We start from the raw sequence: 16442 nt of genomic DNA, 5'->3' as shown, positions 1-16442 counted from the left end.
CTTTCAGCGTGCCTATTTTGCCAGATGATAATGAACCACTTTGCAAAGATTGCTCGCCCGTTTCCAGGAGGTCGGAAGCTGGCGGGTGTCAGTGCCGGGTCATCGGCACATCGTTGACACGATAATACCGCTCGTACATCCTGAATTCTTTGCGATCTGCTCATCGTGAATGGGCAGGTCAGGGTTGTTTTGTCTTCGGGGATGGACGTGCGACATGAGGATAATACCAAGAATGAGCACGATCGAATCCAGCGTATCCTCCATTTTGTTGGACCGTGTTGCTGAATGGCTGACGAATTCTTCGCTGGCCGGTGACGACCTCGAAAACATCGTGCGTGGTTTCTGCGAGCGGCTTGCGTCCGCCGGCCTGCCACTCGCGCGCGTGCACCTGACCTTCTCGATGCTGCATCCGCTCTACGACGCACTGAGCTTCACCTGGAAGCGCGCGAGCGGCGTAACCATCGAAGGCTTTCGCATGCCTGCCGGTCAGAAGCCGGATCGTTTCCTGCAGAGCCCCTATTTCTACCTTCTCGACAACAGTCTGCAGCATATCCGCCGCCGCATCATGCCTGACGGCCCGAATGAATTCCCGATTTTCGAGGATTTGCGGCAGGAAAAAATCACCGATTATCTCGCCTTCGTGCAGCCGTTCGGTGACGGCTCGGTGCAGGGCATGATGGGTTCATGGTCGACCGACAGCCCGGCCGGGTTTTCCGACGACATGATCGACGCGCTGCTGCGCATGCAGAACCATCTGGCGGTCGCCGCCAAGATGGCGGTGCTTGCCAAGCTCGCCAACAATATGCTGACCACCTATCTCGGCGGCGATGCCGGCAAACGCGTGCTGAACGGCCAGGTTCGCCGCGGCGACGGCGAAACGATCCGTGCGGCCCTCGTAATGGCCGACATGCGCGAATCGACCATGTATGCCGAGAAGGAGGGCCGGCAGGCCTACATCGATACGCTCAACCAATTCTTCGATGCGATCGCCGCACCCTTCAACCGCAATGGCGGCGAAATCCTGAGCTTCCTCGGCGATGGCTTTCTCGCGGTCTATCCCTGCGGCCGCCACAAGGACCCGTCCAAGATCGCCTGCGAGGCAGCGCTTTCCGCCGTACACCACGCGCAGGCGCGCGTTGCCGAGCTCAACAAGGATCGCGAGACGAAGGGACTCCCAAAGATCGGCTACGGCATCGGCCTACATGTCGGCAACGTCATGTTCGGCAATGTCGGCCTGAAGGACCGCCTCACCTTCTCTGCCTTCGGTTCGGCGGTGAACGAGGTGCAGCGCCTGCAGGTACTGACGAAGAAATATAGCCGCGAGGTCGTCGCGAGCCAGGCCTTTGCCGGCTATTGTGGCGGCGAATGGATCACGCTCGGCGAAGAAAAGCTGCGCGGCATCCGCCAGAAGGTGACGGTGCTGCAACCGCGCGCGCCGGCATCTGCCATTCACGTCGACGAAGGCTTCCGTGAAGCCGTTCAGAACGGCCTTTCGGAAGCAGAACAGGTCATCATGCTTCACCGCGACAAGAAACAGGTAAAACGTACGCCGATCGAAAAATTCATTCAGTAACCACGCGCCAACATTGCAGCCGCTTTAGCCGCTGCGCCGTATATGAGAACCCTCGCATCAAGCGCCCTGTAAAACGGGCGCAGGTGTCGCTTTTTCCCATGTCTGTCATCAACTGGACACCCCGTTTACGGTACGATAGTGTGCCTCAACGGGAACACACAAAGACTGGGGAATTTCATTGGTATGGCGTCTGCAGCCGATTTGTTGCGTGTTGAAAATCTGGATGTCGCCTTCTCCGTTTTCGGCGACCGGCTGCGCGTCGTAAAGGAAGCCAATATCCGCATCCTGCCGGGGAAAGTGACTGCCCTCGTCGGCGAAAGCGGCTCCGGCAAATCCGTCATCAGCCAGGCGATCATGGGTATCCTTCCGGCCCCGGCACATGCAAGTGGTCGCATCCTGTTTACCGACCCGCTGGATGGCAAGGCGACGGATATCCTGGCGCTGTCGCGCGACAGCGCTGAGATGCGCGACCTGCGCGGCCGCCGCATGGCGACCATCTTCCAGGAGCCGATGACGTCGCTCTCGCCGCTCCACACGGTCGGCAACCAGATCAGCGAAGTGCTTCTGATCCACACGGACGCCGATAAGAAAGAAGCGCGCGAGCGCACCGAGGAAATGCTCGGCCTCGTCGGTTTTTCCAATCCCAAGCGCACCTATGACATGTATCCGTTCGAGCTCTCAGGCGGCATGCGTCAGCGCGCCATGATCGCGATGGCGCTGATCTGCAGGCCGGCGCTGCTGATTGCCGACGAACCGACGACGGCACTCGACGTGACGATCCAGGCGCAGATCCTCGAACTGCTGCGAGACCTGCAGACCAAGCTCGGCATGGCCATGCTGCTCATCACCCACGATCTCGGTGTCGTCGCCAATATGGCCGACGAGGTGGTGGTGATCTATCACGGCGAGATCATGGAGGCCGGCCCGGTCGAGGCAATCTTCCGCAATCCGCAGCATCCTTATCTCAAGGCCTTGATGGCCGCGGTTCCGCATTTCGACATGAAGCCAGGCGAGCGGCTGAAGGCACTTCGCGAGGTTCCGGTTAATCTGGAATCGCTGATCGGCAAGAAGAAGTCGGTCGAGAAGGAAGCGCCGGGCGTGCTGCTTTCCGTCGCTAACCTTTCCAAGACCTACAAGACGCGCAAGCGCGGTTTCTTCGGCGGGCAGGAAGCGGCCATCGTTCATGCCGTCGATGATGTCAGCTTCGATATCCGCCGTGGCGAATGTCTGGGGCTGGTCGGCGAATCCGGCTGCGGCAAGACGACGGTCAGCAAGATCCTGATGCGCGCCATCACCCCGGATAGCGGGGCAGTCGTCTTCAACGACGGCAATGAGGTCATCGACGTCCTCTCCGTCAAGGGCTCGGAACTGCAGGACCTGCGCACCAAAATCCAGATGGTGTTCCAGGATCCGGTCTCCTCGCTTTCGCCGCGCATGACGGTGCGCAATATTCTCAGCGAACCGCTCGAAATCCATGACCGCGGCAACAGTGGCGAACGCAAGGCCAAGGTCGAGGCGCTGATGGGCGCGATCGGCCTCGACCGGCGCTATCTCAACCGCTATCCGCACAGCTTCTCCGGCGGCCAGCGCCAGCGCATCGGTATTGCCCGCGCGCTCGCTCTCGGTCCCAAGCTCATCATCCTCGACGAACCGGTCTCGGCCCTCGACGTCTCGGTTCAGGCACAAATCCTCAATCTCTTGAAAGACCTGCAGAAGGATCTGGGGCTCACCTATCTCTTCATCTCGCACAACCTCGCCGTCGTGGATTATATGGCCGATCGCATCGCCGTCATGTGCAAGGGCCGTATCGTTGAGATCGCGCCCCGCGAGATCATCCTGCGAAACCCGGTCCACCCCTATACGAAGTCACTGCTTGCCGCCGTTCCCTTCCCGGATCTCGACCGGCCGCTCGACTTCAAGGCGCTGCAGGAAAACGGTGCGGCCGACAAGCAGAACTGGGGCAGCGTCTTCACGGCCGATCATGACGATGCCTCCGAACTCGCCTTTGCCGACCTCGGCGGCGGCCATCTGGTGCGCGCCCGTAAGGGCGCCGACGCAAAGGAGCTGGTCTGATGGTGACGCGCCGCATCTTTCTCGGCGGCCTGATCGGCTCGGCGATCGCGCCTTCGGTGCTGCGGGCACAGCAGGTCGCCGAGCCGGAAATTTTGAAGGCCAGGGTCGCTGACGGCAGCCTGCCGCCAATGGCTGAGCGCATTCCGACTGAGCCGCGTATCGTCAATCTCAAGGAGATGGGCCGCGTGCCCGGCACCTATGGCGGCAACGTGCGCACCATCATCGGCGGTGTGCGCGATATCCGCTACATGACCGTCTACGGCTATTCGCGGCTGGTCGGCTACGACACGAAGCTGCAGTTCCAGCCCGATATCCTTCGTGACTTCACCTCGGAGAATGACACGGTCTTTACCTTCTACCTGCGCGACGGGCACAGATGGTCTGACGGGCATCCTTTCACTGCCGAAGCCTTCCGATACTGGTGGGAAGACGTCATACTCAACAAGGAACTGACGCCCGGCGGCGGCGCGCTGGAGCTACGTCCACATGGCTCCCTGCCGCGCTTCGAAGTGCTCGACGAGCTGACTGTGCGCTATAGCTGGGACAAGCCCAACCCGGTTTTCCTGTCGGCGCTTGCCGGACCTCTGCCGCTCGTCATCTATGGCCCAGGCCACTACCTGAAACAGTTCCACAAGGGCTTTCAAGACAAGGCCAAGCTCGAGGAGCTGATGAAAAAGAACCGTGCCAAAAAGTGGGCCGATCTGCACATCAAGATGGCGCTGGCTTCCCGGCCCAACAATCCCGATCTGCCGACGCTCGATCCCTGGAAAAACCGCACGGCTCCGCCGGCCGATCAGTTCGTCTTCGAGCGCAATCCGTTCTTCCACCGCGTGGACGAAAACGGCATGCAGCTGCCCTATCTCGACCGCTTCATCCTCAACGTCTCGTCTTCCTCTATCATCGCCGCCAAGGCTGGTGCTGGCGAATCCGACTTGCAGGCGACCGGCATAGACTTCAACGACTACACCTTCCTGAAAGAGGCGGAAAAGCGCTTCCCGGTGAAGGTCGCTCTCTGGAAGATGGCGCGCGGCTCGCGCATCACACTGTTGCCGAACCTCAATGTCGCCGACGACGCCTGGCGCGCGCTCTTTCGCGACGTGCGCTTTCGCCGGGCCTTGTCGCTGGCGATCAACCGGCATGAGATCAACATGGTGGCCTTCTACGGTCTCGGCAAGGCGAGCGCCGATACGGTGCTGCCGGAAAGCCCGCTCTTCAAGCAGGAATATGCCGACGCCTATGTGGATTTCGACCCTGACACGGCCAACAAGCTGCTCGACGAACTCGGCCTCGACAAGCGTGACAGCGATGGCATCCGCCTGCTGCCTGATGGACGCCGCGCCGAGATCACCGTCGAGACAGCCGGCGAGAGCAATCTCGACACGGACGTTCTGGAACTCGTGCACGATCACTGGGCCGATATCGGTCTGGCGCTTTTCACCCGCACTTCGCAGCGCGACGTCTTCCGCAATCGCGCCATGAGCGGCTCGATCATGATGTCGATCTGGTACGGGCTGGACAACGGCGTGCCGACCGCCGACATGTCTCCTTATGGACTAGCCCCTACACTGGATGACCAGCTTCAATGGCCGCTCTGGGGCATGTACTATCTTTCGGCCGGGCAGGAGGGCAAGGCGCCCGATCTGCCGGAGGCGGCCGAGCTTGTGGATCTCCTGAACCAGTGGGGCGCAAGTGCTACGACGCATGAGCGTGAGGTTATCTGGCACAAGATGCTGTCCCTCTATACCCAGCAGGTCTTTTCGATCGGCCTCATCAACAGCACGCTGCAGCCGATCCTCAGATCCGCCAAGATGCAGAACGTGCCGGAGCATGCGCTCTACGGCTTCGATCCGACCTCCTTCCTCGGCGTCTACATGCCGGACACCTTCTGGTTCAAGGAGGCCTGAGCGATGATCCGCTATATCCTCTGGCGTATCGCCGCCATGGTGCCGACCCTGCTCGTGATATCGGCGCTGGTCTTCGTCATCATCGAATTGCCGCCCGGCGACTTCTTCGAAAGCCAGATCGCCGAACTGCGCGCCCAGGGCGAAACCGCCAACCTGCAGGAAATCGAGGAGCTGCGCCATCAATACGGCTTCGACCAGCCGGAGATCATGCGCTACTTCTTCTGGGTCGGCGGCATGCTGCACGGAGATTTCGGCTATTCCTTCGAATATCAGCTGCCGGTTTCCGACGTCGTGGGCGACCGATTGTGGCTGACGATCCTCGTCTCCTTCTCGACCATCCTTCTCACCTGGCTGATTGCCTTCCCGATCGGCATCTATTCGGCAACCCATCAGTACAGCTGGGGCGATTACGGCCTGACCTTCCTCGGCCTGCTCGGCATCGCCATCCCGAACTTCATGCTGGCGCTGATCCTGATGTATTTCGCCAATGTCTGGTTCGGACTTTCCATCGGCCATCTAATGGACCAGCAATATCTGAACGAGCCGATGAGCTGGGCTAAGGCGCGGTCCATCCTCGCCCATCTCTGGATCCCGGTCATCATCGTCGGCACGGCGGGGACCGCCGGCATGATCCGCCGCCTGCGCGCCAACCTGCTCGACGAGATGCAGAAGCAATATGTGACGACGGCACGCGCCAAAGGGCTGCATCCGGTGCGCGCGCTGGTCAAATATCCGCTGCGTATGGCGCTCAACTTCTTCGTCGCCGATATCGGCTCGATCCTGCCGTCGATCATTTCGGGCGCCGAAATCGTCGCCATCGTTCTGTCGCTGGAGACCACGGGGCCGATGCTGATCAAGGCACTGCAGAGCCAGGATATGTATCTTGCCGGCTCGTTCCTGATGTTCCTCGCCTTCCTCAACGTCATCGGTGTGCTGATTTCCGATATCGCGCTCGGTTTCCTCGATCCCCGCATCCGTCTGCAAGGCAGGAGCACCAAATAATGTCGCCCCTACCCGCTCCCGGTGCGCCGCTGCCGCACTATGTTTCGACCGCCCCGTTCGACCCGATCGCAACGGAGACGATGACATCCGCGCAGTCTCGTATCCACCTCGCCTCGCAAAAGCAGCTCATGTGGTGGAAGTTCAAGCGCCACAGGCTGGCACTTGCATCCGGCATTTTCCTCGCCGCCGTCTACCTGATGATCCTGATCGTCGAGTTCCTGGCGCCTTACGGGCTGCATACCCGCAACGTCGATTTCATCCATTCGCCGCCGCAGCGCGTCCGTCTTTTCGACAGCGAGGGCAATTTCGTCGGCCCCTTCGTCTATGGCCGGAAGATGACGCTCGATATCGATACGCTGCACCGTCTCTATACCGACAACCAGAACGACATCCAGCCGATCCGCTTCTTCTGCCGTGGCGATGACTACAAGCTCTGGGGCCTTGTCGCTTCCGACTTTCATCTCGTCTGCCCGGCAATCGGCGGTCAGATGTTCCTACTCGGCACCGACCGTCTTGGCCGTGACGTGCTTTCACGCATCCTTTATGGCGCGCGCATCTCGCTCACCATCGGGCTGATCGGTATTTCCATCAGTTTCGTGCTCGGTATCGTGATCGGCGGCCTTGCAGGCTACTGGGGCGGTATCTTCGACCTCATCGTCCAGCGCCTGATCGAAGTGCTGCAATCCCTGCCTTCGTTGCCGCTCTGGATGGCGCTCGCCGCCATCATGCCGGTGACATGGAGCCCGATCGTCATCTATTTCGGCATCACCGTCATTCTTGGCATCATCGACTGGACGGGCCTTGCCCGCGCCGTGCGCTCCAAGCTTCTGGCGCTGCGCGAGGAAGATTATGTCCAGGCAGCCCAGCTCATGGGTGCCAGCACGCCGCGTGTCATCGGCCGGCATCTCGTGCCCGGCTTCATGTCGCATCTCATCGCATCCGCCACCATTTCCATTCCGGGTATGATCCTCGGTGAGACGGCACTCTCCTTCCTCGGCCTCGGCCTGCGGCCGCCCATTACCAGCTGGGGCATCCTGCTGACGGAGGCCAAGAGCGTAAGCGTCATCGCCTTCTATCCATGGCTGCTGTTCCCAATCGTTCCGGTTGTGCTAGTGATTTTGGCGTTCAATTTTCTGGGAGATGGCTTGCGTGATGCGGCAGATCCCTACAAATAGCGTCGAGTTCGACGGGCTGCTTCGCGTCCGCCGCCTCGTGGCCTCCGATTTGCGGGGGTGGTAGAAGTATGTCGTCCACCTCAGAGGGCACACACATGGCCAGACGCCTCGAAGATGCGCGCATCCTCATGTACAGCCACGATACATTCGGCCTCGGCCACTTGCGCCGTTGTCGCACGATCGCCCATGCCCTCGTCGAGGATTATCGCGGCCTGAACATCTTGATCATCTCGGGCGCGACGATTGCCGGCGCCTTCGATTATCGTGCCCGCGTCGACTTCGTGAAGATCCCGAGCGTCATCAAGCTTCGCAACGGTGAATATACGTCGCTCGCCAGCCACATCGATCTTCAGGATACGCTGAAGATGCGCGAGTCGAGCATTCGTCACACCGCCGAAACCTTCGAGCCCGATATCTTCATCGTCGACAAGGAGCCGATGGGCCTGAAGGGTGAGATCGAGGAAACACTTGCCTATCTGAAAGCGCGCGGCACCACTCTGGTGCTCGGTCTGCGCGAGATCATGGACGCGCCGCATCTGCTCGAAGCCGAGTGGAAGAGAAACAGCGTCATGCAGAAGATCGACCAGTATTACGACAGCATCTGGGTCTACGGGCCGCCGGACTTCTACGATCCGCTTGTCGGCCTCGACGTGCCTGCCGGCGTTCGCCGCAAGATGGATTTCGTCGGCTTCCTGCAGCGTAGCGTCTCCAAAGGCAAGAACTCGCTGAATGCTCGCAAGGACGACTATATCCTGGTGACGACAGGCGGCGGCGGTGACGGCTCCGATCTCGTTCACGACGTGATGAATGCCTATGAGGCCGACGAGACGCTGACGCAGAAGGCGCTTATCGTACTTGGTCCCTATATGCCGGCGGCCGAACGTGCAAAGCTGGTCAAAAAAGGGGAGAAGATCCCCTATATCGAGGTGATCGAGTTCGACAATCACATGGAGGAATTGATCGACGGTGCCACTGCCGTCGTCGCTATGGGTGGCTACAACACCTATTGCGAGATCCTTTCCTTCGACAAGCCGGCGCTCATCGTCCCACGCGTCGCCCCGCGCGAGGAGCAGCTTTTGCGCGCCCGCCGCGCCAGCGAACTCGGCCTCATCGATATGCTGCTGCCCGAGCAATCTGCTGACCCGGCGATCATGGCCGAAACGCTGAAGCGCCTGCCCTCACGGCTGCCGCCATCAAAGAGCGGCTGCAATATGCACCTCGAAGGGCTGGATCATATTTCCCGCACGGTCGGCATGTGGCTGGACAGCCGAGGACGCCATCTTTCCCTCGTCGGCGCAGAATAAAGAGCCATCCTTTGTCGCCACGCCGCAAGATTCTCGTCGTGCTGAAAGGCTACCCCCGCCTTTCGGAAACCTTCATCGCCCAGGAATTGCTCGGTCTCGAAAAGGCCGGCTTCGACCTGACGCTGATTTCCATGCGCCGGCCGACCGACAAGAAGCGTCATCCCGTCCATGACGAGATCAAGGCGCGCGTCGTCTATCTTCCGGAATATTTGCATGAAGAGCCGATCCGCGTGCTGAAGGGTCTTCTTGCCGGCTTTTCGAAACCTGGCTTCGGCGCGCTGATGAAGCGTTTCTTTGCCGATCTGCCGCGCGACATCTCCCGCAATCGCTTCCGCCGGCTCGGCCAGGCGTTGGTCCTGGCACGCGAATGGCCTGACAACGGCGAGTGGCTGCATGCTCATTTTATCCATACACCGGCTTCCGTGACGGAATATGCGAGCATTCTGACCGGCACGCCCTGGACCTGCTCGGCCCATGCCAAGGATATCTGGACCTCACCCGACTGGGACCTCGGCCAGAAGCTCGGAAGTGCCCGCTGGGCCGTCACCTGCACCCGCAGCGGCTACGAGCATATGAAGGCGCTGACGAGGCGCGAGGATGCGGTCCATCTGAGCTATCACGGGCTCGACCTCGCCCGCTTCGGCCATTTCGCGGGTGAGCGCTCGAACCGCAACGGCAGCGATCCCGCCGACCCCGTCTTCATCCTCAGCGTCGGCCGCGCGGTGGAAAAGAAGGGCTACGACGTGCTGCTGCGCGCGCTTGCCCTGCTGCCTGAGGACATCAACTGGCGCATGGACCATATCGGCGGCGGCGAGGAGCTTTCCAAGCTAAAAAAGCTTGCCGCTGAACTCGGCCTTGCCGAGCGCATCACCTGGAAGGGCGCGCTGGCGCAGGAAGACGTGCTCGATCACTATCGCCGCGCCGACCTCTTCGCGCTCGCCTGCCGCATCGCGGCCAATGGCGACCGCGACGGCCTGCCGAATGTACTGGTCGAGGCTTCCAGCCAGCGGCTCGTCTGTCTCTCCACCAATGTCTCCGGCGTACCGGAACTGCTAAGCGACGGCGAGAACGGTCTGGTCGTGCCGCCGGAGGATCCGGCAGCCCTTGCAAAGGCGCTCGAGACGGCGATCCGCAATCCCGATATGCGCAAACGGCTGGGCGATGCGGCGGAGGAACGCGTGCGAGACCATTTCGACTACCATTCCAGCATCCGTCAGCTGAGCGGCCTGTTCGAGGCAGAATGGCAGAAAGCGTCATGACGGCTCCCCGCATCTTCTTTTATGTCCAGCATCTGCTCGGCATCGGTCATATTGCGCGCGCCAGCCGCATCGCCAATGCGTTGGTAAAGGACGGCTTCGAAGTCACCGTCGTCACCGGCGGCCTGCCTGTGCCGGGCTTTCCGGGCGACGGTGTGAAGACCATCGAACTGCCGCCGGTCGTCGCCAGCAATATCGGCTTTTCCGGCCTTGCCGATGCCGATGGACAGGCGGCAGGCGAAGAATTTCTGTCCAGACGCCGCGACCTGCTTCTGAAAGCCTTTGAGGAAGCGAAGCCCGAAGTCGTCATTATCGAGGCCTTTCCCTTCGGCCGCCGACAGATGCGCTTCGAACTTCTGCCCCTGCTCGATGCGATCGGAAAGGCCAACCCGCGGCCGAAGCTCTTAAGCTCAGTGCGCGACATCCTGCAGGAAAATCGCAAGCCCGGCCGCGACGAGGAAACCGTCAAACTGGTCAAGGACCATTTCGACGCCGTGCTCATTCACGGCGATCCGGACTTTGTGCGTCTGGAAGATACTTTTCCGCTGACAGCCGAGATCGCCGACCGGCTGCGCTATACCGGTCTCGTCGCTCCACCGCCGGCACCGGAACCGTCCGAGACATTCGACATCATCGCTTCGGCGGGCGGCGGCGCCGTCGGGCTGGAACTGATCCGCGCCGCCCGCGATGCGGCCGCACTCCTGCCTGCCGATATCAGCTGGCTGCTGATTACCGGCCCCAACCTTCCCGCAGCCGACTTTTCCGCATTGTCGGAAGATGCCCCCGCCAATGTCACGCTGGTACGGTTCCGCAAGGATTTCCCCTCGCTGCTGAGCGGTGCGAAAATCTCGATCTCGCAGGCCGGCTACAATACGGTGGGCGATCTCCTGCGCACCCAATGCCGCTCGATCCTCATCCCCTTCGTGGCGGCGGGTGAGACGGAACAGACCGTGCGCGCCGAACGATTGCAGGCGTTAGGCCTTGCCGAAATCCTGCCGGAGCAGGGGCTGACGCTCGACGACGTCAAGGCTGCGGTCGAACGGGCACTTGTCGCCCCGCCGCGTCCGGCCGTTTCACTCGATCTCGATGGTGCCGTAAAAAGTGCAGCCATCATTCGTTCAATGATCGGCTGAAACCCTCGCCTATTCTAAAATTCATGTGATATAAGAAAATTTCCGGCGAGAATCGGCGTTTCGACATCAGTCCGCTCCGCCTTGTTTTCGTTGCGATATCGGCGGTCTGACTGCATGGTCCTGTATTCGGAGATTCCCCTTTCTTCAGCATCAGGATCACGGTGCGGACTTTCCCCCACAGTCTGACGGTTAGCCATGGAAAAAAGCCTCGCGCGCTACATCTGGAAGAATACGCGGCTGCAGCAGCTCTGGATTCTGCTGGTCGTCGCAGCCTCCATGGTGCCTTACTTCCTGTCCTTCGATCTGCCGAAGCAGATCGTCAATGGACCTATTCAGGGTGACGGCTTCGAAGGGCCGGGCGCAAGACAGACCTTCATGCACATCGCCTACGACATCCCACTGATCGGGCATGTCGAAATCTTCAAGGGCCTGGAGCTCAACCGCTTCCAGATGCTGATGGCACTGAGCCTCGTCTTCCTGGCGCTCGTCGTGCTGAACGGCCTCTTCAAGTTCTACATCAACACCTACAAAGGCCGGCTCGGTGAGCGCATGTTGCGCCGCATCCGCTTCGAACTCATCGATCGCGTGCTGCGTTTCCCGCCCGCCCATTTCAAGCGGGTGAAATCCGCCGAAATCGCCACCATGATCAAGGATGAGGTGGAGCCGATGGGTGGCTTCACAGGCGACGCCTTCGTCTCACCCGCCCTGCTCGGCGGTCAGGCGATCACCGCCCTTGCCTTCATCATCATCCAGAATTTCTGGCTTGGCATGATCGCGGCTGCCATCGTCGGCGTGCAGGCCATCGTCATTCCCCGCATGCGCAAGCGTCTCTTGGAACTCGGCCGTCAGCGCCAGCTGACCGCGCGCGAACTTTCAGGCCGTGTCGGCGAGATCGTCGACGGCATCGGCACGATCCACGGCAACGATACCTCCAACTTCGAGCGCGCCGATATCGCCACCCGCCTCGGCCGCATCTTCTCGATCCGCTACGACCTTTATCAGTGGAAGTTTTTAGTCAAGTTCATCAACAACTTCCTCGCCCAGGTCACGCCCTTCCTGTTCTATGCGATCGGCGGTTATCTGGCGCTGCAGGGCCGACTCGACATCGGTCAGCTCGTCGCCGTCATTTCCGCCTACAAGGACCTTCCCGGCCCGCTGAAGGAACTGATCGACTGGGACCAGATGCGCCAGGACGTGCAGGTCAAATATGCGCAGGTCTACGAGCAGTTCAATGTCGAGCCGCTGATCGAAAGCCGCATCCAGGAGCTGGCCACGACACCGGTGACACCGCTGACGAGTTCCTTCGTCGTCACAAACCTCTCCGTCAGCGACGACAGCGGCGCACGCCTCGTCGACCATGTCTCGGTTGAGATCAAACCAAACGAGACGGTTGCGATCGTCGGGCCGAACGGCAGCGGCGCGGAAGCCTTCGCCGAAGCGCTTGGCCGGCTCGTCTGGCCTGATTCCGGCCGCATTACGATCGACGGGCAGGACCTGCTGGATCTGCCGGAATCGATCACCGGCCGGCGCATCTCCTATGCAGCCGCCGACAGCTATTTCTTCCACGGCACGCTGCGCGACAATCTGCTCTACGGCCTCAAGCATGCGCCGATGAAGGAACCCGAATATGACGGCAAGGCCGCGCAAGAATATAAGTGGCATGTCGCGGAATCGCAGAAGGCCGGCAACCCGACGCTCGATCTCAACAGCGACTGGGTTGATTACAAGGCAGCCGGCGCGAACGGACCTGAAGACCTGCTGAAGGCGATCCGGCCCGTGCTCGACGCCGTCATGATGTCGCAGGACATTCTGGATCTGGCATTGCGCTCCACCGTCAATACCGAGGTTCATACTGCGCTCGGTAGCCATATCGTCGAACTTCGGAGGTCACTGCGCGAGCGGCTCGCCCAGGAAAACCTCGACGCCATCGTCGTGCCCTTCGATTTCGACGCTTACAACACACAGGCGACCGTCGGCGAAAACCTGCTCTTCGGCACGATGAAACGGCCGCTGATGAACAACCGCCGGCTTGCCGGCCATCCCTATTTCCAGCAGCTCTTCCGCGATACCGGACTGAGCACCGACCTCTATGCGATGGGTCTGGAAATCGCCGAAAACGCGGTGGAACTCTTCCACGACCTGCCGCCGGACCACCCTTTCTTCCAGCAGCTCACCTTCATGACTGCGGATGACATTCCGACCTACCAGGCGCTGCTGCAGAAGCTGCAGGGCAAGCGCTTCGAGGATGCAACACCGGAAGACCGGGCAAGCATCATCCGCCTGAGCTTCGCCTATATCGAACCTCGGCATCGCTTCGGTCTTTTGACCCAGGCGCTGATGGACAAGATCGTCGACGCCCGCAAGCAGTTCCACCAGAACATCCCCGACGATCTCGCCGAGCTGATCGAGCGTTATGATATAAACCGCTTTACGGCCTCCGCGAGCTTGATGGACAATGTGCTCTTCGGCCGCATCGCCTATCAGCAGGCCGACGCCTCCGACCGCATCCGCCTCATCATGGGTGAACTTTTCGATGCACTCGATCTCTACGACGACGTATTGTCGATCGGGCTGGAATTCGATGTGGGTTCTGGCGGCAAGCGCCTGACGGGGGTGCAGCGGCAGAAGCTCAATCTCGCCCGCGCCCTGCTCAAGCGCTCCGACTACTTCATCTTCAACCGGCCGATCCCGGCGCTTGACCAGCGCATCCAGGACCAGATCATCCACAACGTCATCGAAGGCCTGCATGAGGAAGGCAAGCGCCCGGCGATCATCTGGGTGCTGTCAAACGCCAAGCTTGCGGAAATCTTCGATCGAATTCTGCTCTTCGATCGCGGCGGTCTTGCCGAGGCGGGCAACTATCCGGAACTTTCCGAGAAAAACGGGATGTTCAAGGAACTGTTATCGTAATATTCTATTGGGGCGGCAGAGACGGCGCCCGCAAGGCGCTTGGAATTGGTTTTTAGCGCATGATCAAGGACCATGCGGCAGGGGGTTGTAACGCTCATGCTGTTGAGAGATGAAGTCGAAATGCTGCGGCGGGTGCCGATCTTCTCGAGGATCGCACCAGCGAAACTCAAGCTCTTGGCCTTCACCTCCGATCGCATGACCTACCACGCCGGCCAGAACCTGTTCCGCCAGGGTGATGTCGGCGACGCTGCCTATGTCGTTCTGTCAGGCACGGCCGACATCATCGTTTCCTCGCCTGCCGGTGAGATCAAGGTCGCCGATGTCGAGGTCAATTCCATCGTCGGCGAAATCGCCATTCTCTGCGACGTCTCGCGTACCGCGACCGTGCGCGCCACCTCACCACTCGAAGTCCTGCGCATCAGCAAGGAACATTTCCTCAAGCTTCTGAGCGATTTCCCGGAGATGGCCGTGGAGATCATGCGCGTGCTCGCCGACCGTCTCAACCATACGACCGCTGAATTGACCGCCGCGCGGGCTGCCAAGCAGCCGCAGATGGCGCAGTAAAGCTCGAAAATAAGATCCCCAAATAAAAAGGCCCGCCGGGTTTTCCAGGCGGGCCTTTTTGTTATGCCTCTATGCGCGCTACTCGCGCTGTTCCAGCGCCCTGCTGAAGGCGAGAGCCGCCAGCGTGCAGATCGCTCCTGAGAGCAGGTAGTAGCCGACGAAGGTCAGGCCGAACTGGCTCGACAGGCTGAGCGCCACCAGCGGTGCGAAGCCGGCGCCGACCAGCCAGGCAAGGTCGGAGGTGAAGGCCGCACCGGTGTAGCGGTAGCCGCGGCCAAAACGCGACGAGATCGAGCCGGTTGCCTGCCCGAAGGAAAGCCCGAGCACGCCGAAGCCGATGATGACGAAAGCGTCATGACCGCTGTTGCCGGCGCCAATCAGGAACGGGCCAACGAAACTGAAGATCGCAATCAGCACGGCGCAGATCGCAAGTTGCTTACGCCGGCCGATGCGGTCGGCGATCATGCCAGAGGCAATGATGGCAACGATGCCGACCATGGCGCCGATGACCTGCACCACCATGAAGGCGCCGATCGGCTGGTTGCCGTAAAGGTTCATCCAGCCGAGCGGAAAGATGGTGACGAGGTGGAACATGGCAAAGCTTGCAAGCGGCACGAAGGCGCCGATCAGGATATCGCGGCCGTGGATGCGCAGCACCTCGAGGATTGGGGCTGCTTCAAGCTCATGTTGCTCCAAGAGCGTGCCGAAATCCTTGGTCATGACAAGCCGAAGACGGGCAAAGAGGGCGACGACGTTGATTGCAAAGGCGACGAAGAACGGATAACGCCAGCCCCATGAGAGGAAGTCTTCCGGGGAAAGATTGGCGACGAAGTAACCGAACAGGATGCTCGCCAGCGCAAAGCCGATCGGTGCGCCGAGCTGCGGGATCATCGCATACCAGCCGCGGTGATTCGGCGGCGCATTGAGAGCAAGCAGCGAGGCAAGGCCATCCCATGCGCCGCCAAGGGCAAAGCCCTGGCCAAGGCGAAAGAGGGCCAGCAGCGCAATCGACCAGTAGCCGATCTCGTCATAACCCGGCAGGAAGGCGATTGATGCTGTCGAACCACCGAGCAGGAAGAGTGCGATAGTGAGCTTCGTGCCGCGCCCGTACAGACGATCGATCGTCATGAAAACGACCGAGCCGACAGGGCGGGCAAGGAAGGCGAGCGAGAAGATAGCAAAGGAATAGAGCGTGCCCGTCAGCCGGTCCGGCGCAAAGGGAAAGACAAGTTGTGGAAAGACGAGTACGGAAGCAAGGCCGTAAACGAAGAAATCAAAAAACTCAGACATGCGACCGATCACCACGCCGACCGCGATGCTGCCGGGCGAAACCGGCTTGTCATCGTGAATGCGCCGCGCATCCCGTTCCAGCGATGAAGATGATGGTCCTAAATGTGTGGCAGTAGCCATATGAAACGCCTCCCTCGTTCAAGGTGCTTTTTACAAAGCACCTCAAGCTGATCTTGTTCCATATTTGCAGCTTATCAAGTCCTTGTTGCGCAAATAGTTGACGCCGAATTCTCAAAAATCGATGCGATGGAAAAATCG

Annotated in this window: 11 protein-coding genes; 10 read left to right on the top strand and 1 reads right to left on the bottom strand. The window is 60.4% G+C overall.

Going from position 1 to position 16442, the window contains the following annotated elements; genetic code table 11:
- Positions 1-232: 232 nt before the first annotated feature.
- The 10 genes from ACK9YZ_RS24715 to ACK9YZ_RS24670 all read left to right on the top strand — a co-directional run bounded on the left by ACK9YZ_RS24715 (position 233) and on the right by ACK9YZ_RS24670 (position 14894).
- A complete protein-coding gene (locus ACK9YZ_RS24715; RefSeq protein WP_216759233.1) occupies positions 233-1573 on the top strand; it encodes an adenylate/guanylate cyclase domain-containing protein in 1341 nt (446 codons plus the stop codon).
- Between the two features lie 183 nt (positions 1574-1756).
- Complete coding sequence (locus ACK9YZ_RS24710) at positions 1757-3646, top strand: ABC transporter ATP-binding protein (RefSeq protein ID WP_416067953.1); 1890 nt, start codon at positions 1757-1759, stop codon at positions 3644-3646.
- Complete coding sequence (locus tag ACK9YZ_RS24705; protein ID WP_416067952.1) at positions 3646-5550, top strand: ABC transporter substrate-binding protein; 1905 nt, start codon at positions 3646-3648, stop codon at positions 5548-5550. Before ACK9YZ_RS24710 ends, ACK9YZ_RS24705 begins: the two co-directional genes overlap by 1 nt.
- Positions 5551-5553: 3 nt before the next feature.
- Positions 5554-6552, top strand: coding sequence for an ABC transporter permease (locus ACK9YZ_RS24700; RefSeq protein ID WP_216759236.1), 999 nt, complete (start codon positions 5554-5556; stop codon positions 6550-6552).
- On the top strand, positions 6552-7727 hold the full coding sequence (locus tag ACK9YZ_RS24695; RefSeq protein WP_216759237.1) for an ABC transporter permease: 1176 nt from the start codon (positions 6552-6554) through the stop codon (positions 7725-7727). The genes ACK9YZ_RS24700 and ACK9YZ_RS24695 overlap by 1 nt, the downstream gene beginning before the upstream one ends.
- 95 nt (positions 7728-7822) lie before the next feature.
- Positions 7823-9031, top strand: a complete 1209-nt coding sequence (locus ACK9YZ_RS24690; RefSeq protein ID WP_416067951.1) for a glycosyltransferase family protein — start codon at positions 7823-7825, stop codon at positions 9029-9031.
- A gap of 11 nt (positions 9032-9042) precedes the next feature.
- The gene (locus ACK9YZ_RS24685; RefSeq protein ID WP_416067950.1) at positions 9043-10290 is read left to right on the top strand and encodes a glycosyltransferase family 4 protein; all 1248 of its coding nucleotides are present in this window, start codon (positions 9043-9045) and stop codon (positions 10288-10290) included.
- Entirely contained in the window at positions 10287-11420 is a 1134-nt protein-coding gene (locus ACK9YZ_RS24680) for a glycosyltransferase family protein (RefSeq protein ID WP_416068419.1), read from the top strand. Before ACK9YZ_RS24685 ends, ACK9YZ_RS24680 begins: the two co-directional genes overlap by 4 nt.
- 195 nt (positions 11421-11615) lie before the next feature.
- The gene (locus ACK9YZ_RS24675) at positions 11616-14330 is read left to right on the top strand and encodes an ABC transporter transmembrane domain-containing protein (protein WP_216759241.1); all 2715 of its coding nucleotides are present in this window, start codon (positions 11616-11618) and stop codon (positions 14328-14330) included.
- A 96-nt stretch (positions 14331-14426) separates the two neighbouring features.
- Positions 14427-14894, top strand: a complete 468-nt coding sequence (locus ACK9YZ_RS24670; RefSeq protein WP_183725830.1) for a cyclic nucleotide-binding domain-containing protein — start codon at positions 14427-14429, stop codon at positions 14892-14894.
- Positions 14895-14972: 78 nt separating this feature from the next.
- Here ACK9YZ_RS24670 and ACK9YZ_RS24665 read toward each other — a convergent pair whose 3' ends face one another.
- Entirely contained in the window at positions 14973-16304 is a 1332-nt protein-coding gene (locus tag ACK9YZ_RS24665) for an MFS transporter (protein ID WP_216759242.1), read from the bottom strand.
- Positions 16305-16442 lie beyond the last annotated feature (138 nt).

The organism is Rhizobium sp. ZK1, assembly GCF_047782645.1.
Taxonomy (GTDB): Bacteria; Pseudomonadota; Alphaproteobacteria; order Rhizobiales; family Rhizobiaceae; genus Rhizobium.
This window is presented reverse-complemented; position numbering and strand designations above follow the sequence as displayed.

Coding starts and splice junctions, on each gene's coding strand:
- ACK9YZ_RS24715 (WP_216759233.1), top strand. CDS start 233: ATGAGCACGATCGAATCCAGCGTATCCTCCATTTTGTTGGACCGTGTT.
- ACK9YZ_RS24710 (WP_416067953.1), top strand. CDS start 1,757: ATGGCGTCTGCAGCCGATTTGTTGCGTGTTGAAAATCTGGATGTCGCC.
- ACK9YZ_RS24705 (WP_416067952.1), top strand. CDS start 3,646: ATGGTGACGCGCCGCATCTTTCTCGGCGGCCTGATCGGCTCGGCGATC.
- ACK9YZ_RS24700 (WP_216759236.1), top strand. CDS start 5,554: ATGATCCGCTATATCCTCTGGCGTATCGCCGCCATGGTGCCGACCCTG.
- ACK9YZ_RS24695 (WP_216759237.1), top strand. CDS start 6,552: ATGTCGCCCCTACCCGCTCCCGGTGCGCCGCTGCCGCACTATGTTTCG.
- ACK9YZ_RS24690 (WP_416067951.1), top strand. CDS start 7,823: ATGGCCAGACGCCTCGAAGATGCGCGCATCCTCATGTACAGCCACGAT.
- ACK9YZ_RS24680 (WP_416068419.1), top strand. CDS start 10,287: ATGACGGCTCCCCGCATCTTCTTTTATGTCCAGCATCTGCTCGGCATC.
- ACK9YZ_RS24675 (WP_216759241.1), top strand. CDS start 11,616: ATGGAAAAAAGCCTCGCGCGCTACATCTGGAAGAATACGCGGCTGCAG.
- ACK9YZ_RS24670 (WP_183725830.1), top strand. CDS start 14,427: ATGCTGTTGAGAGATGAAGTCGAAATGCTGCGGCGGGTGCCGATCTTC.
- ACK9YZ_RS24665 (WP_216759242.1), bottom strand. CDS start 16,304: ATGGCTACTGCCACACATTTAGGACCATCATCTTCATCGCTGGAACGG.